The 21,289-nt window shown below is 42.5% G+C and carries 16 protein-coding genes; 11 read left to right on the forward strand and 5 right to left on the reverse strand.

The features are described from left to right. Positions 1 to 34 precede the first annotated feature (34 nt). The 6 genes from ftsH (at position 35) to QLH32_RS15925 (ending at position 6,287) form a co-directional block, all read left to right on the forward strand. Positions 35 to 1,930, forward strand: a complete 1,896-nt coding sequence (gene ftsH / locus QLH32_RS15900; protein WP_283267016.1) for an ATP-dependent zinc metalloprotease FtsH — start codon at positions 35 to 37, stop codon at positions 1,928 to 1,930. A 68-nt stretch (positions 1,931 to 1,998) separates the two neighbouring features. Next, the gene (locus QLH32_RS15905; RefSeq protein WP_283267017.1) at positions 1,999 to 2,301 is read left to right on the forward strand and encodes a hypothetical protein; all 303 of its coding nucleotides are present in this window, start codon (positions 1,999 to 2,001) and stop codon (positions 2,299 to 2,301) included. A 98-nt stretch (positions 2,302 to 2,399) separates the two neighbouring features. Continuing rightward, on the forward strand, positions 2,400 to 3,251 hold the full coding sequence (gene folP / locus QLH32_RS15910; RefSeq protein WP_283267018.1) for a dihydropteroate synthase: 852 nt from the start codon (positions 2,400 to 2,402) through the stop codon (positions 3,249 to 3,251). Positions 3,252 to 3,329: 78 nt separating this feature from the next. Beyond that, positions 3,330 to 4,088 (forward strand): SIMPL domain-containing protein, encoded by a 759-nt coding sequence (locus QLH32_RS15915; RefSeq protein WP_283267019.1) that lies wholly within the window; start codon positions 3,330 to 3,332, stop codon positions 4,086 to 4,088. Positions 4,089 to 4,238: 150 nt separating this feature from the next. Further along, the gene (locus QLH32_RS15920) at positions 4,239 to 5,861 is read left to right on the forward strand and encodes a vWA domain-containing protein (RefSeq protein ID WP_283267020.1); all 1,623 of its coding nucleotides are present in this window, start codon (positions 4,239 to 4,241) and stop codon (positions 5,859 to 5,861) included. Positions 5,862 to 5,972: 111 nt separating this feature from the next. After that, positions 5,973 to 6,287, forward strand: a complete 315-nt coding sequence (locus QLH32_RS15925) for a DUF5713 family protein (protein WP_283267021.1) — start codon at positions 5,973 to 5,975, stop codon at positions 6,285 to 6,287. 34 nt (positions 6,288 to 6,321) lie between these two features. Here the strand turns inward: QLH32_RS15925 and QLH32_RS15930 are convergent, their stop codons facing one another. Together QLH32_RS15930 and QLH32_RS15935 are read right to left on the reverse strand one after the other, a co-directional pair. After that, entirely contained in the window at positions 6,322 to 7,917 is a 1,596-nt protein-coding gene (locus QLH32_RS15930) for an alpha/beta hydrolase family protein (RefSeq protein ID WP_283267022.1), read from the reverse strand. A gap of 124 nt (positions 7,918 to 8,041) precedes the next feature. Next, on the reverse strand, positions 8,042 to 8,992 hold the full coding sequence (locus tag QLH32_RS15935; RefSeq protein WP_283267023.1) for a DMT family transporter: 951 nt from the start codon (positions 8,990 to 8,992) through the stop codon (positions 8,042 to 8,044). 417 nt (positions 8,993 to 9,409) lie between these two features. On the opposite strand from QLH32_RS15935, the gene pnuC reads away from it, so the two are divergent. Together pnuC and QLH32_RS15945 are read left to right on the forward strand one after the other, a co-directional pair. Continuing rightward, positions 9,410 to 9,982, forward strand: coding sequence for a nicotinamide riboside transporter PnuC (gene pnuC / locus QLH32_RS15940; protein WP_279959646.1), 573 nt, complete (start codon positions 9,410 to 9,412; stop codon positions 9,980 to 9,982). Between the two features lie 316 nt (positions 9,983 to 10,298). Further along, positions 10,299 to 11,456: a LuxR C-terminal-related transcriptional regulator gene (locus QLH32_RS15945; RefSeq protein ID WP_283267024.1), complete on the forward strand. Its 1,158-nt coding sequence runs from the start codon at positions 10,299 to 10,301 to the stop codon at positions 11,454 to 11,456. 43 nt (positions 11,457 to 11,499) lie between these two features. Here the strand turns inward: QLH32_RS15945 and QLH32_RS15950 are convergent, their stop codons facing one another. Then, entirely contained in the window at positions 11,500 to 12,717 is a 1,218-nt protein-coding gene (locus tag QLH32_RS15950; RefSeq protein ID WP_283267025.1) for a hypothetical protein, read from the reverse strand. Positions 12,718 to 12,829: 112 nt separating this feature from the next. Continuing rightward, a complete protein-coding gene (locus QLH32_RS15955) occupies positions 12,830 to 14,446 on the reverse strand; it encodes a phosphoethanolamine transferase (RefSeq protein WP_283267027.1) in 1,617 nt (538 codons plus the stop codon). Positions 14,447 to 14,771: 325 nt separating this feature from the next. Here QLH32_RS15955 and QLH32_RS15960 point away from each other — a divergent pair, with 325 nt between their 5' ends. From QLH32_RS15960 to QLH32_RS15970, 3 genes are all read left to right on the forward strand, one after another. Then, positions 14,772 to 17,891, forward strand: coding sequence for a multidrug efflux RND transporter permease subunit (locus tag QLH32_RS15960; RefSeq protein ID WP_283267028.1), 3,120 nt, complete (start codon positions 14,772 to 14,774; stop codon positions 17,889 to 17,891). 280 nt (positions 17,892 to 18,171) lie between these two features. Continuing rightward, positions 18,172 to 19,509, forward strand: coding sequence for a magnesium transporter (mgtE, locus tag QLH32_RS15965; protein ID WP_283267029.1), 1,338 nt, complete (start codon positions 18,172 to 18,174; stop codon positions 19,507 to 19,509). 78 nt (positions 19,510 to 19,587) lie between these two features. Beyond that, positions 19,588 to 20,178, forward strand: coding sequence for a DUF4112 domain-containing protein (locus QLH32_RS15970; protein WP_283267030.1), 591 nt, complete (start codon positions 19,588 to 19,590; stop codon positions 20,176 to 20,178). 59 nt (positions 20,179 to 20,237) lie between these two features. On the opposite strand, the gene htpX is transcribed toward QLH32_RS15970, so the two are convergent. Then, entirely contained in the window at positions 20,238 to 21,143 is a 906-nt protein-coding gene (gene htpX / locus QLH32_RS15975; RefSeq protein ID WP_267980366.1) for a protease HtpX, read from the reverse strand. Positions 21,144 to 21,289: the final 146 nt, after the last annotated feature.

Here is a 21,289-nt window from a genome sequence, read left to right on the forward strand (position 1 = left end):
TATGATCAAATTAGATTGATATGGGAATAAAGCCTTGAGCGATTACTTCAAGAATGCCGTATTGTGGCTCATCATACTCGGTGTTCTGATTTTGATTTTTAGCAACGTCAGTGACCGCAATAAGCCTGCAGCGATGAAATATTCAGATTTCGTTGCAGCGGTGAATGCTGGGCAAATTAAACAGGTCACCATTGATGGCTTGAATATTAGTGGTGAGAAAACCAATGGTTCTTCATTTGAGACGGTTCGCCCACAAGTAGAAGACACTGAGTTGCTACCAAGCTTGAACAAACAAAATGTAGTGGTTGAGGGCACAGCGCCACAACGCCAGGGCATTTTGATGCAACTTCTCATTGCGAGTTTCCCTGTATTGCTGATCATCCTGTTGTTCATGTTCTTCATGCGTAATATGGGCGGTGGTGCTGGTGGTAAAAACGGTCCGATGAGCTTTGGCAAGTCAAAGGCAAAAATGCTGTCTGAAGACCAGATCAAGGTCACATTTACTGATGTTGCTGGCTGTGACGAAGCAAAACAGGAAGTGGTTGAAATTGTAGATTTCCTGAAAGACCCTGCTAAATTTAAACGTCTTGGTGCGACCATTCCTCGTGGTGTATTGATGGTGGGTCCTCCAGGTACAGGTAAAACATTATTGGCAAAAGCCATTGCGGGTGAAGCCAAGGTTCCTTTCTTCAGTATCTCTGGTTCTGACTTTGTTGAGATGTTTGTTGGTGTGGGTGCATCACGTGTCCGTGATATGTTCGAACAGGCAAAACGTCATGCGCCATGTATCATCTTTATTGATGAGATTGATGCGGTGGGTCGTCACCGTGGTTCAGGTACAGGGGGTGGTCATGATGAGCGTGAACAAACCCTGAACCAGATGCTTGTTGAGATGGACGGTTTTGAGGGTAATGAAGGCGTGATCGTCATTGCTGCAACCAACCGTGTCGATGTGCTTGATAAAGCCTTGCTTCGTCCAGGTCGTTTTGACCGTCAGGTGATGGTTGGTTTGCCAGACATCCGTGGTCGTGAGCAAATCCTGAATGTTCACTTGAAGAAACTTCCTTCAGTGACTGGTGTGGATGTTAAGGTCCTTGCCCGTGGTACGCCTGGTTTCTCTGGTGCGCAACTTGCGAACCTAGTCAATGAAGCTGCTTTGTTTGCTGCCCGTCGTAATAAAAATACGGTTGACATGCATGACTTTGAAGATGCAAAAGACAAGATCTACATGGGTCCTGAGCGTAAGTCGATGGTGATCCGTGAAGAAGAGCGTCGCGCAACGGCTTACCATGAAGCTGGACATGCGATTGTTGCTGAAATCCTACCAGGTACAGATCCTGTGCATAAGGTAACGATCATGCCGCGTGGTTGGGCATTGGGCGTGACTTGGCAGCTTCCTGAACAAGACCAGACCAGCCATTATAAAGACAAGATGTTGAATGAACTTTCAATCCTGTTTGGTGGTCGTATTGCGGAAGAAATCTTCATCAACCGCATGTCAACTGGTGCATCCAATGACTTTGAACGTGCAACCAAAATGGCACGTGCAATGGTCACCAAATATGGTATGTCAGATGCACTTGGTGTCATGGTCTACGAAGACGAAAATCAGAGTGGTTTCTTCGGCAATGTTGGTAGTCGTACCATTTCAGAAGCGACTCAACAAAAAGTAGATGAAGAAGTACGTCGTATTCTGGATGAGCAATATACCATTGCACGTAATATCTTGGAAAATAATAAAGATATCGCGCATGCAATGGTGAAAGCACTGATGGATTGGGAAACGATTGATCGTGATCAAATCCGTGACATCATGGAAGGTCGTGAACCACAACCACCTAAGGTCTATATTCCTGAAAATCCAGTGGCTGCATTTGAACCACCGAAAGATGGTCCATCTACACCACCACCATTACCAGCAATGGGCTAATGGTTAAAATCATGGAGAGTCGCTAAAAGCGACTCTTTTTTATGACTTAATAAAAAGAGTGAACTAAAATGATCGGAGTTGAAGAATCATCATTATTTTTGAAAGTTGAAAATTTGGCTTATAAATATTTAGAAAGAATTTTTCAAAAAAATACTTTGAGTGATCTAGATATATTATGTGATTTTGAGTCATTTAAATTTCAGACAGTATCTATTTTACAAGAAGTGAATAAGGATTATTCTCAATCTACAATTATTTGTAAAATTGATATTTTTAAGAAAGAAAGCAAACAATTAGGTTATTACAAACTTATTCTGGATATGAACTATCAATTTCTGGATGAATTTTTTGTCATTGTTGAAAAATTCTAATGACAACTGAAAATACAAGAAAAAAGATTGAAAAAGAAATCAACATTTAAATAACTGATGATTGCTAAAATAGGTGTTGTTAGAAATGGAGAAGCTTGATGCAGTTGATGCCATTACCACAGTGCCAGTTACACTGTGGTCGTTTTATACTGGATTTATCCCAACCCCAGATTATGGGTATTCTCAATGTCACGCCTGATTCGTTTAGTGATGGTGGACAGCATCATCATAAAGAACAGGCAGTTCAACGTGCTTTGCAGATGGTGGAAGAGGGTGCAAGCATTATTGATATTGGTGGAGAATCCACACGCCCCAATGCGTCACCCGTTGAGCTTGAGGAGGAAATTCAGCGTGTAATTCCTGTGGTTGAAGCATTGGCAAAATATGATGTGGTTATTTCAATAGATACCAGCCAGCCAGAAGTAATTCGTGCTGCTGTAAAAGCGGGCGCACATATCTGGAATGATGTTCGTGCCTTAACCCGTCCGAAAGCATTGGAAACGGCTGCTGAGTTGAATATTCCTGTGATCCTGATGCATATGCGTGGTGAACCAACCAATATGAACCAGCTTGATCAATATACAAATGTCACAGAAGATGTGATGTATGAGTTACAGCAACGCTTGGATCAGGCACTCGAAATGGGAATCAAAAAGCACAATATTATCCTTGATCCTGGTTTTGGTTTTGCTAAAAATGCTCAACAGAATTTTCAATTATTGAATGAATTCTGGAAGCTGAACCAGATGGGCTATCCAATCTTGTCAGGTTTGTCACGTAAGCGTTTTATTGGTGAAGCCTTAAATGGTGTACCTGCACAAGAACGTGCGGTGGGCAGTGTTGTAGGACATCTAATGAGTATTCAGCAGGGTGCCAGTATTGTCCGTGCGCACGATGTCAAAGCGACCAGTGATGCCATTAACGTCTGGAAAATGATGTTAAATCAATAATAGTTTAGGGTATTGATAGAACCTTAAGGTTCTATTGGCCTGCTCCATAAGATTAAATAGAATGAGTGATATTGAAAAATGGAAAATAAAATAATTACATATAAAAGCTTATGGGTGTTTGCACTCATTCTCAGTCTAGGATTTATTGTTTCGGCTGCGGTGATTGGCTATGCCGTGAAGCAGTTTAATAACAGCAGTAATTCAATTACCGTCAAGGGATTGGCAGAAAAACCGATTCAGGCAGATTCGGCCCGTTGGGAAATTAACCTGCAAACCAGCCATACTTCAGACAGTATTCCACAAGCCTACCAGTTACTTGATCAGCAAATGAAAACCTTGCAGGATTTCTTTGTTGAGCATGGGTTTAAAGCCACTGATATGCAATTGGGCAATAAGAGTTCCCAGTCTTATTATGAAGAGGTGGAGACGGATGAGGGACGAACCCGACGTGAGTTTAAAGGCTATATTGCAATGCAGTCTTTGGTGATCAATAGCCGTGATATTCAAAAGATTGAAAAGGCAGCCAAAGATGCGTATTTGCTGGATGAAAAGGGTATTGCAATTGCCCAAAAACCTGATTATCTGGTGTCTAATTTAGAAGAAATTAAAATGTCATTGATTGCAAATGCCACCAAGAATGCCTATAGCCGTGCCAATGAATTTGCCAAGGTCGGTGGTGCGAAAGTGGGTAGCATGCGTTCAGCCAGTCAGGGTGCATTTTATATTTTGCCTGAAAGTGGTTCGGATGAAGATAGTGATTATGGTGGAGCCTATGATAAAGCCACCATTAATAAAATTGCCCGTGTGGTCGTTACCATTAATTATGCGATTGAATAGTGAGGATTATTTTTTAATCATTATAAAATATTAAAAGAAATCCCAAAAATCAAGATACATTCGAATACGGTGTATCTTTCTTTTTTTACATACAATGATTTTGATCTAGCCATACATTTGAAAAGATAAATAAAATTGGGGAAATTGAAAATGCATCATCTTGCAAAAATATTTGCTTTAACCGTACTTGGCAGCATGATTGCCGCCTGCCAATCAGTTGAACCACAACATCGCCAAATTGCAATGGAAGCCCATGATCAGGCCATGTCTGCAAGTATGAAAGCGATGGCGGCACCACGTCCTGTATTGGCAATTGCAGCCATGCCCGCACCTGCAATGGAACGCCAGCGTTTAGAGCAAAACACCGAAAAATATCAGAAAAATGAGGTGAATCCTGTACATCGGGTTGCAGATCAGGCAGTTTCAACCTTTAGCATTGATGTTGATACAGGCAGTTATAGCAATACTCGCCGTTTCCTGAATGATGGACGCTTGCCGCCAGTCGATGCGGTTCGTACTGAGGAAATGATTAATTATTTTGATTATCAATATCCACAGCCAAATAGTATTCACCCATTCTCGGTCACGACTGAAACTGTTGATTCACCTTGGAAAGAAAATGCCAAGTTAATCAAAATTGGTATTCAAGCCAAAGACTTGGCAACCAAACAGTTACCACCAGCCAATCTGGTTTTCCTTGTTGATGTCTCAGGAAGTATGGATGCCCCAGATAAATTGCCCTTGGTTAAGCAAACTCTACGTTTATTGACTGAGCAACTACGTCCGCAAGATAAGGTAACGATTATTACCTATGCCAGTGGTGAAAAACTGGTTTTGGAACCTACTTCGGGCGATCAAAAAGACAAGATTTTGCGTGTGATTGATGCTTTGCAGGCGAGTGGTGCAACCGCAGGCGAGCAGGCGATTCAACTGGCCTATCAACAGGCAGAAAAAGCCATGCTGAAAAATGGCATTAATCGGATTCTGCTGGCAACCGATGGTGACTTTAATGTCGGGATCACAGATTTTAGTACCCTAAAAGGCATGGTGGCGGAAAAGCGCAAAAGTGGTATTTCACTCACGACACTGGGCTTTGGAACAGGCAACTATAATGAACAGTTGATGGAGCAGCTTGCCGATGCAGGCGATGGTAATTACAACTATATCGACAATAAGAATGAAGCCAAAAAAGTGGTGCAGCGTCAGCTTTCATCCACACTTGCCACAGTGGCGCAGGATGTCAAGATTCAGGTCGAGTTTAATCCAGTGACTGTAAAAGAATACCGTTTGGTTGGCTATGAAAATCGGATGCTAAAACAGGAAGATTTTAATAACGACAAGGTTGATGCAGGTGATATTGGGGCGGGGCATAATGTCACTGCCATTTATGAGATCATTCCAGTCGGGCAGCAAGGCTGGCTCAATGATTCACGCTACCAAACCCCGACAAAAACCAATGCAGGAAATACCTCGGAATATGCTTTTGTCAATGTGCGTTATAAATTACCGAATCAGGACAAAAGTATTTTATTGAATCAGCCTGTGCCAGCAGGTCGTAAATCTTTATCCCAAGCCAGTAACGATACCCGTTTTGCGATTGCGGTGGCTTCCTATGCCCAGCAGTTAAAAGGTGGAGAATATAATGGTGCAATGGGCTGGGATCAGATTATTCAACTGGCGCAGCAGTCAGCCAAACCTGATCCTTATTTAATGCGAGAGGAATTTGTTGAATTGGCAAAAATCGCAAAAAATCTCAGTGCTAAAAAGGACTAGAGATTAAATTGATGAAAAGCGGTCGGAAAAACCGCTTTTTTAATGCCTAAATCTCGTGATTTGCAGCAGATTATGCTATAAGCATGGCGTTTTATTGACATCTTATTGTGTATGTTTGAAGATTTACTCCTCCCCATGTTTGACGATGAATATTATCCCGATATTCTGGTGGCCGAAGTCAAACAGCATATTCAGCAGTTCTCAAAAAAAGTAGCGGGTTCAGGCGTGTCTGAGTCGGATATTTATCGTTTCGCCCATCAAACCCTGATTGAAATCAACGAAATGAAACCGCAGTTTGAAGATCTTGACTCAAGCCTGGACGATACGGCTGCCGATTATATTGCTGAAGCCATGATGATGATTGTGCAGGAGGCGGGATATTTGGAGATTGAAATGGAAGAGTTGATTGCCAATCGGGAGTGGTAGCACTCCCGAGCTAAGATTTCTCTTTAAAAAATGATTATTGCGCTGTTTCACTCCAAAGTTTGGGTAAAACAATTTGCCCTGAAATCTCTGCCTCAATTTTAGGCTGTCTGATTTTTTGATAATAGATACTTTCACTATTGATCAATAAACCCAAGGTATCATTTTTATGCAATTTTGCATTGACACTTGGAAGTTCAATATTTTGACCCTCTCCATCTTGCTGTGATGAACCTTGTATCACCTGATCATAAAGACGTTTTTGGGCTGGATTGAATGGTGCAGTCTGTTCATTGAGAATTTTATATTTTCCTGTTTTCACTGACTTTATTGCCACCGAAATAAACAGGGTTGGATCAATTTGTCCAGATGTTGACCCAATGTTGAGGGTCAACTGTGGTGAACCCGTCATATAGGTGGTTTGGGTTGCGCTATGAATGGGAATAAACACTGCCTGTTTCGGTGTTGCTGCAATCCACGTTTTGGCAATGCTGTAGTGTGTGCTAGGCGTTAAATCACTCAGATGATTCACAGGGCTATGATCAATACATAATTCAGGCAATGTTATAGGTGCCTGATCTTTAAGTTTCTGGTTAAACCACGCCATAATCGTATCTTGCAAATTATAGTGTTGTTTATTGCCACAACTGACTGACTTGCCAATATACCAAAATGGTGTATTGCCCAATGGTGAATGCTGGGCAAAAGGCTGTAAATGACCCCCTTGAACACCAATTAAATGTACCTCATGCTGGGCATTCTGAATACATTGTGCAGCCTTGACTCCTTCATTAAATGGAAACAATACATCCCGAAATCCCTGAATAATCAGGGCATCTGCTTTTGGTGCCTGGGCATGTTCACAAAACCAGCTGGCCTGATGGGTTTTAAGAAAGTTATAGGTAGACTCCTTTAATTGACCTTGCTGGGTATCGACATAGGCCTGTTTCAATTCAGGATCAAACTTGTTCCAGTTCCACCAGTCACCAATCAGGTTGAGGAATGTAATCCAGTCACTTTTGGGAATTCCATTCGGGGCAAGGCTATTCACAATGTCATACCATGTTGTGATCGGTACAATCGCCTGTAGACGGGGATCTAAAGCGGAAACCAGATACTGTATGCCGCCTGCATAGGACTCACCAATCATACCTGCACGGACACCGTTCTGATTTTTTGCCAATTGAGGAAGATGCTGTTCAGCCCAGTTCATGATGCTGATCACGTCCTGAGCTTCCTTTTCAGGATCGGCAAGGCGAATTTTACCCTGGCTATTGCCATGCCCACGCTGGTCATAACTAATCACCCAATAACCATTTTGCCAGGCTGTTTTTGCCACTTGTCCAGTGGGTAGCAGAAAACCATACAGGCTCAGGCTAGGGCGTTTCATACGGGACAAGCCAAAACCATGCGTATGCAATAACAAAGGCGCAGTTTGCCCGACCTTTAAATGTGGCTGATAAACAGTAAACGCCAGTACCGTGCCATCGGGAGCGATGGTTTTTGCCTGATAATAACGCTGTTTTAATTCACTGGCCTTGACTTGAGTAGAGATAGGTTGAACGGCAGCATGCATACAACCCTGTAATGTCAGAACTAAGCCAAACCATAGCCATAAAAGGTAGGTACGCATCGATTTTTTCATCCTTGAGCAAATCTTTGGGAGCTCACAATGTGAGTGGCTATAGTTTACTGTGGCTCATCAATGGATACCATCCACTGATAGATCATTTTGGCTGACCTATCAGTTTTAATCGTTACAACACACGGGCTTTGTTGCGATAGGCATATAAAGACAGGCCCAAACATAGGAAAATTAAACCCATAATCAAATGTGAGCTAAGGGGCTCATGGTTAAAAAATACACCCCAAAAGGTGGCCAATACAGGGGTAAGGATCGTGATCAGCATCACTGTGGTTGGATTCAACTTCTGGATGAGGTGAAAATAAAAAATCATTGCGAGTATGGAAGAAAAAAACGCACTATAAAGTATAGCCAGACTTGCCTGTAAGCCTGGCAATTGTGTTGGCATCTCATTCAGAAAAAAGGGCAGCAGGCATACATAGCCCAACCATGACACCAGAGTTGAACCTGTGGTCTGAATGATAGGATGGATGTCAGCACCAACTTTCGCCACAGCAAACATTGAAATGACATAAAGAAATACGGCCAGCATCACATAGCCAACGCCCAGCATATCCATCTGAATATGATTAGCGCCAATTCCCATTGTGAGCGCTAAACCGAAAATGGCAAGGCTCAGTCCATACCATTGACGTTTTAAAAAGTGTTCACGCTTTAAAATAAACACCGCAATCAAGCCCGACCATAATGGGGCGGTGCCAAAAATAATCGAGATCATGCCAGATGAAATTCGGGTTGCGCCGATATAGCAAAAGGTCATTGAACCAAACAAGCCCAATGCTCCTGCGGCATAACTCATCAGGGATTTTTTATTGATGATGAGTTTTAGTCGAAAATAAAACAGACAGATCAAGGCCAGAGGAATGGCAATACTGAATCGTAGAAACAAGCCCCACGCCCAATGAATTTCATGCACTGTCCAGACGGCTGCCAATGGGGTCAATGACCAGATTAGCACCACAGCAATGAATTGACCGACTGTAGCAAGGCGAGGGTTGGCAGGGACTACAGTCGGTTGTACCTGTGTGGTCTGTATAAAATTCTTTTGCTGAAACTGTGACATGAGAAATCTCCTGTTATTGTTGCAATCGCAACGATGTGTTTTTTTAGATTTAAAAAAAATAGGGCAATAAAAAAGGTCGCTACTGAGGCGACCTTGCTGTTCAAATGATGCTTTTAAATTGTCATCGGCTGAATATTTGCAAAGTCCCCCGCATTAAAATGCAGACACGTCGCCATGCCGCACTGGCGGGAATGCTGTGCGGAATCATAATCAGGCGTGTAGAGGAAACTTGCTTTGCCAACATGAGCATGATTTAAAAATAAACGATAGATTTTTATAACATAAGCTTGGGTTGAAAAATAGTTATAATCTCAAATCATGATAAAAATATCAGTGAATAAAATAAAGAATTTGTGATTGCTTAAAATGAGAATCTTTCCATAATGATGTCATCCAGTTTTTATAAGAAGTTTTCTTTTGTCTCCTCTAGAAATAATAGCCGTCATTATTAGTGTGATTGGGGTTGCCTTAACCATTCAACGCAATATGTGGTGCTGGTGGTTTAACTTTCTGGCTTTCATTTTATATGCCTATCTTTTCTTTACTTTTAAGCTGTATGGCGAAACCATTCTGCAATTTTTCTTTATGGTGATTAATTTCTATGGTTTCTATTATTGGCTAAAAGGCAAGCGTCAGGATCATGAGATTCGGATTGAACCGATCGCTAGCAAAATGGTTTTGCTACAAATGTGTCTGGCTGCAATCGGTGGCTTGTTGTTTGGCTTGATCCTAAAGCATTTTACTGATGCCGCCGTACCAATGCTGGATTCACAACTGGCTGCATTTAGCCTGCTGGCGACCTACTGGACCAGCCGTAAGCATATTGCGACCTGGGTGTTGTGGGTGTTTGTGGATATTGTCTATGTGGGTATGTTTATCTACAAGGAACTGTTCCTGACCGCAGGTTTATATGCTGCATTTGTGTTGCTGGCAGCCTATGGCTGGTGGCAATGGCAACAGGTTAAACGCAAGCAACTGGCTCATCCATAAAATAGGGGCAGGTGATCTGCCCTTATTTATTCACCTGAGTTTGACTTAAATATTTCTTTAACTTATGAAAGACAATAAGATGATAATTTTATGAAAAGGCTGAAGAATTAAAAATATGAAGAATAGATTTTTAATTATTGGTTTAGTTAAGTTTGGTTGCTGTTTTTTTTGTACAAAAAATCCTATAAAAATCATGTTATTGCATATCATTAAAAAATATAGCGTTACAAAATGAGTGAATAATTCCTTAAGTTATTAATTTTTTTATATAAAAATTAAAGGTGCATTTAAAAGGATTTTTATGGGGCCAAAGCGTATGCAACAACTGGAGAATCATATTATTGGGATGATTTATGATGCTGCCTTGGATCATCAGCTTTGGACACAGGTTTTACAGTCCATTGTTGAATATACACAGAGTAATACTGCTATTTTTACTGCGGTTGATCAGCTGAATCCCAGTTTTGATTTTGTCTATACCTACAACATTCCTGAATCAGCTTTAGAAGCCTATCAGGATGAATGTATCAATGTGATTGATATGAAACTGCATGTCCCTTTATGGCAGCAGGCTGGCATTGGCGGGGTGGTGCATGCAGATTTGAGCCATTATGCAGATATGCCTGAATATTCAGATGAATATATTTTTCATGACCGATGTTTAAGAACTGCTGGGATTAGCCGTTTTGGTGCTGTTCTGCTTGAACAGGGGAAATATCAATGGTCGGTATTTGCAGTACACCGTAACCCAAAAGCACCGCCCTATACTGTGGAGGAACTGCAACTGTTGGCCCGATTAGGCAAGCATTTGCGTCGTGCCCTACAAATTCATCGGCAGTTAAGTATTGTAAGGCAGGAAAACAGTGAACTGTATCAGTTGATTGATGGGCTAAGGACAGGCGTAATCATTTTAGATGAACAGATGAATATTGCCTACAGTAATCTTCAGGCCAAACATATTTTAGAACATTCTGCCTTATTGAGCATTGATCAATATAACCATTTATATGCTCCTGCCCAGTTTCAGGCACAGTTGCACCGTTTGATTCAAAGTGCCTTGTTTAAGGACAATACCGTTAATGCAGAAGATGTTGGCGGTGTTCTGGGAATTTATGGGCAACAGGGAGAACATCCGATTATGCTGACAGTCACGCCATTATCTGACCAGTCACATATCTTCCAGATTGATCAGCGACAACGGGTTGCGCTGTTTATTACAGAAGTTCATGAAAAGTGCCAGTTGGCGGAACAGTTTGTGCAGCAGTTGTATGGGCTGTCACATCGTGAAGTACAAATCTGTGTGCTATTTTTTAAGGGGTTGAAGACTGAGGAAATCTCAACACATCTAGGTCTGACTTATCACTCAGTACGGACTTATTTTAAAACGATTTATGCGAAAACGCAGTGTAATTCACAAGCTGAATTATTAAAATTGCTGGCAGGGTTTACACTGGATTTTGAGCATATCGTTTAGTTTGGGCCCTTTCATCGGTTTGAATGAAAGGGCATGTGTTGGATTATTTTATTCGTTTGAAAATTGCGGGTTCTTCATTTTCATATTGAACTGCAAGTGAGTCATTTTGCTTAATGGTGAATGTGTAGCTGTCCAGATCATATTGTCCAGGAACCAGCTCTGGATGATAGGAATCAACTAAACCAGCACAGCCTGTGGTGTCATAATAAATCTCAGAAACTTTCAGCGTGTTATTGGTGGCACTGTATTTACCATATTCTAAGCCATTGAATGCACAATCTTCTTCTGTAGTGTGCAGTAGGAAATAGCTATTATCGCTAAAGAACGTAAAGATGTGGTTCGGCATTTGCCATGAACCGACCAAACTGTTTTCCTGATTTGGAACTTTAGTCAGGGTATAACGGGCATTGTTGTCACTCGGTTCCCGTATCAGCAAGCTGTCTTTTTGCTCACCATAGGAAAGATAAATATCGGTGTCGGAACCAGCAAAGCCCCATTCACCATTTTTATCAAGACTTGCAGTTGCTTTTATATGTGAAGTAATTGGGTCGATATTAAAATTACCAATCTCAATGCCAGCTTGTCCATATGCATCTTTAGCAGAGGCCTGTCCCATCACATAGTTGCCATTTGCATCCACATAAACCAGGGTTTTTTCTTTGGCCTTGGTTGAGGATAGTTGCCATACGCCTGCAATATCACTATAAAATGCCTTTCTTAAATTGACCTTGGCTGTTTCAGAATCCACTAGGGTTGTTCCTGATTCTGCTATCGTCTTTTTAACATTGCTGTCCTGTACAAACGCTGTTGAAGCTTGATCAAAATTGATGGGTGTCCCCGCTAAAACATTTTTGGTTTGATCACTGACCTGAATACCTGCTAATGCTGTATTACTGTCCAGAGACTGGATAAATGCAACCAGATTTTCCTTAACATTGGTTTTTTCAGATAGATCTACAGGAGTGAGGACTGCTTTAGCACTCACCTCATTGCCAAGTTGGACATTGCCTAAACTAAAACGAATGTTTTCTCCAGCTTTGTAATTAAATTCGCCCTTGTCATTGGTATCACCCTGTGTGCCGCCACTGGTTTGATAGTGAACACCTGAAACAATCTCGCCATTTTTAAATACACCGACCTTTGGCTCATTTGGCTGAGATGGATTAGGATTGTCTGGCGTTGCAGAGTCATGATCATTGTCAGAACCGCCACATGCTGTTAAAAGACTCGCTAAGGTAATGACTAAAAAAGTTTTTTTCATAGCATTTTTCTCTCTATGTTGCTTTATATTCAGCATAGAGAGATTTTATTTAACTGCATATCCGCAAATGTGGAGTATCGTAAGACTCAGGATTCGTTCTTAACTTTGAATATCAGGATGGCCTGTGTTTCCAATAAGGCCAATTTTCTTCAGGGCTAAACTGATAATTGTTATCCAGCCAGTACGTCCGTTTGGGTGCTGACTTTTCCTTAAGTCCCATGATATGCATCAGGTTGTCATCAAGTTCTGCCGTGTTCAGTGTCCTGGTTTTATCCACACCAGTTGAGGGAATATGGTCATACCACATGATCACGGGAACCTGATAACCCGCCTTGGTATTTGGGCTATGACCTGCATAGTCGATTTCATGCCCAACTTCATTGCCATGATCCGACACCACCATGAATGACCTGAAGTCTGGTACATGATCGGCCTGCAACTCATCCAGAAATTTGGCCAATAAGGAGTCTTCATATAACACGGCGTTGTCATAATCATTGCGTAGCGAACGAATCCACGGGTCAATATCCCTGTTTTTAAGGTCAGTTTCCACCGCATCATTACTGGTGCTGGTAAAGCGGTTAAATGCTGCTGGATAACGTTCCTGATAGTTTGGATGGGCACCAATCAAATGCAGGATAATCAATTTTTTCGGTTCAGGATCAGCCAGTGCCTGCTGATAATCAGGGAGCAGGTTTTCATCCAGAGAACTGCTGCTACGTCCTGAACGCCTGTTTTTATAAATGGCTTTATCCGTATAGGAACCAAAAAGCGACGAGAGATAAACATCGTCCTGATTGCTGATCCAGTAAATTTTATAGCCTGCCGCTCGGGCATAGGCCAGCACACTTTCAGGGGAATATTTATCATGTTCCGATGCTGGACTTTCCGTCAATAAAACCCGTAAGGCATTGATGGTGGATGGAGCAGGTGAAAAGGCGTTGCAAAAAACCTTAAGCTGATCCAGTCGTTTATTGAGTTCTGGTGTGGTATCTCTTGGATAGCCACATACACCATAATTCAGGCTGGTGATACTTTCTGAAAGTACCAGAACATGGGTTTGTTTGCCTTTTGCCTGATCAGTTAAGACCAGATTTTGTTTTGCGCTGAGATCCCATTGCTGATGTACAGCTTTATGTTGCTTGATCCTGTCTTTAAAATTCTGGATTTTGCTGTAATAATCTTGCCAAAATACCACAGGGTGAACTTTGCGCGAGGGCTTCATTAAATAGCTGGTGATCGTTAATAATATTAAAAAAATGATAAAAAAACGGTAAAAACGTTGATTCCAGACTTGCAAAAGGTCATTTGCACTTAAATATTTAAATACTGCATAGCTATAGCTCACTGTAAGAAAAGCTAAGCCTGATAAGACCAGAATAAGAGAGGCGAGATGTAATTCAAAAAATTCCAGAATTTCCTGCTGATTGGTATTGGCAACCGCCTCGATAATAAAATAGGCCTCATTGTCACTGTTAAATAGAAACCATGTGCTGGAACGTAACAGTGCATCAAGCCAGAAAATAAACCACCATATGATGGTGAGCACATGCCAATATTTTTTCTGTTTAATGATGGCGAGAATAAGAAAAATTGTTCCAGGCAAGGATAGGAAGCCCAGTCGTAAACCATCGGTTAAATTTCCAGCAGAAATCAACAGACCGCCCGTGATTAACGCAGGCAGCACAATAAGCAGCAAAATATTAAAATTTTTTAAGCTGGCTTTCATATGGTTCTAGTACAGTGGGAGAGAGTAATAAGCGTGCTAATATCGGTTTAAGTGGAGGATGTGTCAATTCAAAATTGGGAAGTATTTGATTGCACAGCAAATTAAATTATTTAGCCAAGCTTTAATTTCTCATGGAAATGAACATTGAAATTATTTCCCTTAAATCTCCAAAATCCATTATTTCTCCGCAATTTCCGCTTTTTGCAATGATATGTTAATAGAGATGGTGTTTGCTGGAAAGCTCGGTAATGATCATATGCTGAAAGTCACCATATTTGTTTATGTTTTTGAAAAATTGACTGTTTCAACCATGGAATGAACAGCCGTGCTATCTAAGTTTTTTATTGAGCGACCCATTTTTGCAGGTGTACTTGCCATTATCGTCATGGCTTTAGGGATACTCGCGATTCTCAACTTACCTGTGGAACGCTATCCTGATATTGCACCGCCTAAAATTACTGTCTCAACAAATTATAGTGGCGCAGATGCCAAAACTGTTGAGCAGAGTGTTACTCAGGTATTGGAGCAGCAAATCCAAGGGCTTGACCATTTACTGTATTTTAGTTCAACCAGTGATGCCTCAGGCCGTAGCCGTATTACCATCAGTTTTGAAAATGGCACCAATCCAGATACCGCACAGGTTCAGGTACAAAATAAAATCAGTGGTGTGATTCGACGTTTACCCGATGCCGTACAGCGTCAGGGTGTCAATGTGACCAAGTCACTTGGTGATACCTTTATGGTGGTGGGGTTATATGACAGTACAGGAAAATCAACCAATATCACCTTATCCGATTATCTTTCAACCCATGTACTGGATAATTTAAATCGTATTGATGGGGTGGGTGAAACCGATGTGTTTGGTTCACAGTATGCCATGCGAATTTGGCTGGACCCCAATAAACTGATCCAGTACCACCTGATCCCCAATGATATTGTTGCAGCGATTAGTACCCAAAATACGCAGGTTGCCGCGGGTGCAATTGGTGACTTGCCTGTGGTGGATGGTCAATATCTCAATGCCAAAGTGACTTCAGGTTCCCGATTAAAAACCATTCAGGACTTTGAGCAAATCGTGGTTAAATCCAATGTCTCAGGCAGTTTTGTTTTACTCAAGGACATTGCCCGTATTGAACTTGGTGCAGAAAATTACCAGTCTTTTAACACCATTAATGGTTATCCAGCGGCAGGTTTGGGAATTTCACTTTCTTCGGGTGCCAATGCCATCCAGACCTCTAAACTGATTCACCAGACGCTGGATGAGTTATCCAGCAAATTGCCTGCTGGCTATAAAATCGTTTATCCACGTGACAACACACCTTTTGTTCAGGAATCCATCAAGGAAGTAATCAAGACATTGGTTGAGGCCATTGGTTTGGTGATTCTGGTGATGTTCCTGTTCCTGCAAAGCTGGCGTGCCACGCTGATTCCAAGTATTACTGTACCGATTGTGATTCTCGGTACTTTTGCTGTGCTGGAGTTGCTTGGGTTTAGTATCAATACTTTAACCTTATTTGCTTTGGTCCTTGCCATTGGTCTGTTGGTGGATGATGCCATTGTGGTGGTGGAAAACGTGGAAAGATTGATGCATGAGCAGCATCTCTCTCCCAAACAGGCTGCCACTGAATCAATGCAGGAAATTAGTGGCGCACTGATTGGGATTACGCTGGTGCTGACTGCGGTCTTTATTCCAATGTCTTTCTTTGCAGGATCAATTGGTGTGATCTATCGCCAGTTCTCCATTACCCTGGTTGCTGCCATGATATTGTCACTGTTGGTGGCTTTGGTACTGACGCCTGCATTGTGTGCCTTGATTCTAAAACCGAACCATCAACCTAAAAAATGGGCTGTTCACTTCAATAACGGGATTGAACGCTTAAAAACCAAATACCTGAATTTAGTCCAGACCACATTGCGCTATAAAGCCCCTGTTCTGGTGATATTTATTGCATTGATTGCGGTATTTGCCCTGTTCTATAAAGGCTTGCAAAGCAGTTTCCTGCCGAAAGAGGATCAAGGAATCTTAAGTGTGCAATTTAGGCTGGTGGATAGCGCACCACTGTCCAAAAGTCAGGAAGTGGGTGAGTCGATTCGACAATATTTTCTCCAGAATGAACAACACAACGTCAAGCTGGTACTGATTCGGTATGGACGCAATAACTCAGGTACAGGGCAAAACTTAGGACAGGGCTTTATTGCATTGAATCATTGGGATGAACGCACGGGACAGAAAAATTCTGCCGAAGCCATTCGTAAACGAGCGCTTAAATATTTTAGCCAATTTCCAAATGCCCAGATTAACGTGACCTTACCCGCTTCGGTAAATGGTCTGGGTTCAACCGATGGCCTTGATTTCTGGATTCAGGACCTGAATGGACAGGGCGATCAATTCCTTGATCAAAGCTTTAAGCAGCTACAGCAGCTCGGTCAGAAATTTTCGAGCTTTGAAAATCTGGACAAACAGTCAACCGACAGCAAAACCACCCTGAATGTGAAGATTGACCATAAACAGGCGTTGGCAAATGGCCTAAACCTGAATGATATCAATAGCACCTTGTCAACGGCATGGGGTGGAACCTATGTAAATGACTTTATTGATCGGGGGCGGATTAAGCAGGTGATTCTACAGGGTGATGCACCGTTTCGTTCCAAACCAGAAGATTTATATCAATGGTCAGTCCGTAACAGTCAAAACCAGATGGTGCCATTCAGCTCATTCTCAAATACTGCCTGGGCAGGGAATCCAAGTATTGTGCAACGTTATATGGGCTATAGCGCCCTGCAACTACAGGCCAATGTGGGCAGTGGCCAATCGTCTGGACAGGCCATGAAAGATATTGAGCAGTTGGTGGGCCAGCAACAGGGACTGGGATTATTGTGGACAGGGCTTTCCTATCAGGAAAAGCAGTCAACCAATCAGGCAATCTGGTTATATTTAATCTCCATTGCATTTATTTTCCTATGCTTGGCCGCCCTATATGAGAGCTTGCGTATCCCAATGGCGGTGATGACTGCAATTCCCTTGGGGATTGGAGGCAGTATTATCTTTGCACATAGTTTTGGTTTGCCGAATGATGTGTATTTCCAGATTGCCTTGCTTACCACCATTGGTTTGTCCTGTAAAAATGCGATTCTGATTGTTGAGTTTGCGGCAATGGCACAGGCTCAGGGGAAAAATGCCATTCAGGCCGCATTGCAGGGTGCAGGCTTGCGTTTACGCCCGATTCTGATGACATCCTTTGCTTTTGGCGCGGGGGTGATTCCCTTGGTTTTTGCTTTTGGTGCGGGTGCGGTCAGCCGTCAGGAAATCGGGATCAGTGTCTTGGGTGGAGTGGTCTTTGGAACGGTCTTGGTGCTGATCTTTATTCCATTTATGTTTGTACTGGTTGCCAATATGTTTAAGCCTAAACACAAACTGGAAACCATTGAACAAGACAGTCTTTAAAATTCAATGCAAATGAATAATCAGGTTTATGGGCCAAGTCCATAGACCTGAATTGTTCATTTTTGTTAGCTCATTTGAGAATGAAAAAAATTATTTGTAGTATTGCCGTGCCGTATAAACGGCTTAATGAGGATTAATTGCCTAAATGGACACGCAGAGTTGTCGTTTTTCAAGAATTAAACATTTTTATATTGACCAAGTTCTGAATGAAGCGCTGATCCGCCAGTAAAATAAAAGGCTGATTGACTCTTCATGACAGATCATTGGTGAAGAGGTGGATATGAGCTCCAACAATTTCTTATATTTATTAAATGATGCACTAAAGAATAATCAGATTGAACTTGCACTTGATTCGGTAAAAACGTTCCGTGCCGTTGATATTGCGGATGTGTTGACCCAGTTACCTGTAGAACAGGGGCAATTGCTGTTAACACATTTGCCCAAACGGGCCTATGTGTTTTCTTATCTTCCCCCCACTGAACAGGTCAATCTGGCGAAAGTCATGCCAAGAAATATTCTGGCTGAAATTATTGGCGAGATGTCATCGGATAAACGGGCTGATGTATTTAAATGTCTGGACCAGGAACAGCAGAATGCGCTGCTGCCTGCATTGGCTCAGGCGGAAAGGGAAGATATTCGCCAGCTTTCCTCCTATGTTGAGGGAACCGCTGGGGCGATCATGAGTTCCGAGTATGCGACCTTAAAACCCAACATGATGGTAAAAGATGCGATTAAGATGTTGCGTCTGGAAGCGCCTGATACCGAGACAATTTACTTTGCCTATGTGTTGGATCAGGCCCGAAAGATTTTGGGTGTTCTATCCTTAAAGCAACTGATACTTGCGCCTGAGGAGCAGAACATCAATGAGCTGATGGAAACTAATGTCCTGAAAGCCTATGTCGATACAGATCAGGATGAGGTCGCGAAAACCATTGCCCGTTATGACCTGTTGGCCCTGCCGATCATTGACCATCAGGACATGATGGTGGGAATAGTCACTTATGATGATGCGATGGATGTTGCCAGTGAGGAGGCAACGGAGGACTTCCTGAAAGTGGGGGCGGTGAATGCCTCATCTAAACTTAGTATCAAGTCGGCACCGATTTTGCTGCTCTATCAGAAACGAGTGTTTTGGCTGGTTTTCTTGGTTTTTGGCAGTTTGCTTTCGGGTATTGGGATTGCCCATTATGAAGACGTGATTTCGCAAAATCTGGTGCTGGTGTTCTTTTTGCCATTGCTGGTCGGAAGTGGGGGAAATGCGGGTTCTCAGTCCTCAACCCTCATGGTACGTGCCTTGGCTACGGGGGATGTGCAGTTTAGGGACTGGTTTCATTTATTGGGGCGGGAAAGTCTGGTGGCTTTGTGCCTTGGTGGAACTATGGCCGTTGCAGTGTCGTTGTTGGGCTATTTCCGTGGTGACGAAATGATCGCCTTGGTCTTGGCAATCAGTATGATGGGTATTGTGTTGATGGGGTGTCTGATTGGGATGAGCTTGCCCTTTATCTTGAATAAGGCAGGACTTGATCCAGCAAGTGCTTCGGCACCTTTGGTAACTTCAATCTGTGATGCCACAGGTGTAATTGTGTATTTGTTTATTGCTTCAATGATTTTATTCTGAACTGTAATAATAATTGTACCGACAAAGCCTAAAAAGTACTTTATTCTCAAGCATAAACAACGTTTTTAGGTTGAGTGAATGACTGGTCCAACACAAAAAAAACTAACCCAGCAGCAGGCGATTGCGGTGGAACGTGATCTGGCAAAATTTGCCAATACCATGGATAGTCTGGTCAGGATTCCATTTACCAAGCAGGGCGTGGGAGCCGATGCTGCACTCAGTACCATTCCCTTTGCGGGCGATGTTGCAGGTTTTGTCCTGACGCTCTACGCCTTTAAAAAGGCAAGGGAAGTGGGTGTTCCACAACATAAACTGAATGGTGTGGTCAGACTGGCGATTATGGATATGCTGGTGGGTTTTGTGCCGATTGTTGGCACCCTGTTTGACGTGTTTATTCGTCCGAGCCGCAAGACACTGGACATTGTGCATGAGCATATCCGTGAGGAATATCAGGTATACAGTGACATCCATGTGGTGCATCCATTCCTGCATGAATCCCTTGAGCAAAAGCAGAAAACCTCGGCATTCTGGCGTAATCCAATCGTAAGCTGGGTTTGGTTAAGAATTCCTGATTTGCTGGGTATTGCGGTACTTATTCTATTGGTGATTGCCATGTGGGCTGGTTTTAGCTATTTATGGCAATTGTATCAGTCTTTCAAGGCTGGTTAGATTAACCAAGTAAAAATAAAGCCTCCATTTTGGAGGCTTTATCGTTTATCTGGTTTAGGTTATTGAACATTTAATTGCTGTAAGGCGGCAACACGTTGTTCAATGGTTGGGTGGGTTTGAAATAAAGCAGCTAAGCTAAAGCCTTGTTCCTTACCTTCCGCAATTGCAAATGCCTTCATTTCTTTCGGCATTTGGTCTGGCATTTCAGATTCCGCCTGTAAACGAAGCAGGGCAGAAATCATCGCCTGTTTACCAGCCAAACGCGCTCCAGCCTCGTCTGCGCGGTATTCACGTTGACGGGAGAACCACATCACAATGGCAGAGGCCAGAATACCGAACACAATGTCAAGTACAATGGTAATGGCAAAATAGGCCAGGCCTGGGGCTTCACCATCTTCACGACCAAACACGTTACGGTCGATAAAGTCACCTGCGACACGTGCAAAGAACATCACGAAAGCGTTGACCACACCTTGAATCAGGGCAAGTGTCACCATGTCACCATTGGCAACGTGTCCGATTTCGTGGGCCAGCACAGCACGAAGTTCATCTTTGTTCATGCGTTCAAGTAGACCTGTGGAAACGGCAACCAGCGCATCGTTTTTATTCCAACCTGTTGCAAAGGCATTGGATTGGTAAGATGGGAAAATACCAACCTCAGGCATGTTGATTCCTGCACGTTGGGCTAATTGAGCAACTTCCTGCAATAACCATGCTTCCGCCTGGTTACGAGGTGCATTTGGGTCGATTAATTCAGTCCCAGTGGTTTTTTTAGCCATCCACTTTGACATGAACAGGGAAATAAAAGAACCCACCATACCAAAGACAAAACAGATGACCATCAGGTTGCCTAGGTTTAAGCCACCCGCACCACGGTAACTACCGACACCGAAGAGTGACAAAATTATGCCAGCTACAACCAGTACCGCGAGGTTGGTTAGCAAGAACAAACCAATCCGCATCATTGAGAAAACCCTCTTATAAAGAAAAAGTGATCTGATTTATAAATTATAAACCATACCGTTAATATGCAGGGTGAACCCCAAAAATTCAAGAAAAAAAATAGGGATTGATACATTTAATCAATAAAACAATGAACTGACGCTTAAAC

The organism is Acinetobacter corruptisaponis (assembly GCF_030053775.1).
Classification (GTDB): Bacteria; Pseudomonadota; Gammaproteobacteria; order Pseudomonadales; family Moraxellaceae; genus Acinetobacter; species Acinetobacter corruptisaponis.

Excerpts from the sequence above, each read along its gene's own strand:
- folP (WP_283267018.1), top strand. The coding sequence starts at position 2,400 with ATGCAGTTGATGCCATTACCACAGTGCCAGTTACACTGTGGTCGTTTT.
- QLH32_RS15970 (WP_283267030.1), top strand. The coding sequence starts at position 19,588 with ATGACTGGTCCAACACAAAAAAAACTAACCCAGCAGCAGGCGATTGCG.
- QLH32_RS15935 (WP_283267023.1), bottom strand. The coding sequence starts at position 8,992 with ATGTCACAGTTTCAGCAAAAGAATTTTATACAGACCACACAGGTACAA.
- QLH32_RS15930 (WP_283267022.1), bottom strand. The coding sequence starts at position 7,917 with ATGCGTACCTACCTTTTATGGCTATGGTTTGGCTTAGTTCTGACATTA.
- QLH32_RS15920 (WP_283267020.1), top strand. The coding sequence starts at position 4,239 with ATGCATCATCTTGCAAAAATATTTGCTTTAACCGTACTTGGCAGCATG.
- htpX (WP_267980366.1), bottom strand. The coding sequence starts at position 21,143 with ATGATGCGGATTGGTTTGTTCTTGCTAACCAACCTCGCGGTACTGGTT.
- QLH32_RS15905 (WP_283267017.1), top strand. The coding sequence starts at position 1,999 with ATGATCGGAGTTGAAGAATCATCATTATTTTTGAAAGTTGAAAATTTG.
- QLH32_RS15955 (WP_283267027.1), bottom strand. The coding sequence starts at position 14,446 with ATGAAAGCCAGCTTAAAAAATTTTAATATTTTGCTGCTTATTGTGCTG.
- mgtE (WP_283267029.1), top strand. The coding sequence starts at position 18,172 with ATGAGCTCCAACAATTTCTTATATTTATTAAATGATGCACTAAAGAAT.
- QLH32_RS15915 (WP_283267019.1), top strand. The coding sequence starts at position 3,330 with ATGGAAAATAAAATAATTACATATAAAAGCTTATGGGTGTTTGCACTC.
- QLH32_RS15925 (WP_283267021.1), top strand. The coding sequence starts at position 5,973 with ATGTTTGAAGATTTACTCCTCCCCATGTTTGACGATGAATATTATCCC.
- QLH32_RS15945 (WP_283267024.1), top strand. The coding sequence starts at position 10,299 with ATGCAACAACTGGAGAATCATATTATTGGGATGATTTATGATGCTGCC.
- QLH32_RS15950 (WP_283267025.1), bottom strand. The coding sequence starts at position 12,717 with ATGAAAAAAACTTTTTTAGTCATTACCTTAGCGAGTCTTTTAACAGCA.